Source organism: Chloroherpetonaceae bacterium, assembly GCA_025056565.1.
Taxonomy (GTDB): domain Bacteria; phylum Bacteroidota; class Chlorobiia; order Chlorobiales; family Thermochlorobacteraceae; genus Thermochlorobacter.
Map to the genome: position 1 here is coordinate 1 of JANWWA010000062.1, position 583 is coordinate 583.

Below are 583 nucleotides of genomic sequence, written 5' to 3' on the forward strand. Positions count from 1 at the left end.
AATCGGAGGCAAATGCAGTCCATAGAAGACCCCGACATGTTCGCAAGCCAAAAACGGCTCACTGGGTTTCCAACTGGCATAGAGCGACTCTACAAGAAGCCGACCTTGCCGTTCGGCAAAAAGGCTATCCACTGGCGCATCATCCTCGGTTTGAATATGAGAGATGTCAATGCTAATTGCTTCCTCTGCAGGCACACCTTTTGGCGACTGAGGCGGTTCAGGCTCGGAAATTTTAATCGGTTCAGACATAGCTCATTGCTTTATGCAGGTTGCACTGAAAGATATAGAGAAGTGAGAATTTCCACCTGATGGAACCCAATTTTCGTGATGTGCTCACCTTGACCCTCTTCCGGAAGGAGTAACCTCACCCCCGACCCCTCTCCTTGGTAAGGAGAGGGGAGAACTTGACCTCACCCCCAGCCCTCAGGAGAGGGGAGAACTTGACCTCACCCCCAGCCCTCTTCTTGGTAAAGAGAGGGGAGAGAACTTTACTCTGACCTCTCTTGCAAAGGAGAAGGGACTTTTTGCGAGAAAATAGCTATCTTCACACACGGAGCAGAATCTAAGATAGGTCTGAAAAATT

Annotated in this window: 1 protein-coding gene; it reads right to left on the reverse strand. The window is 49.6% G+C overall.

Annotation, left to right across the window (positions count from 1 at the left end; genetic code table 11):
- A partial coding sequence (locus NZM05_12680; GenBank protein MCS7014470.1) for a hypothetical protein occupies positions 1-249 on the reverse strand: 249 nt, incomplete at its 3' end.
- Positions 250-583: the final 334 nt, after the last annotated feature.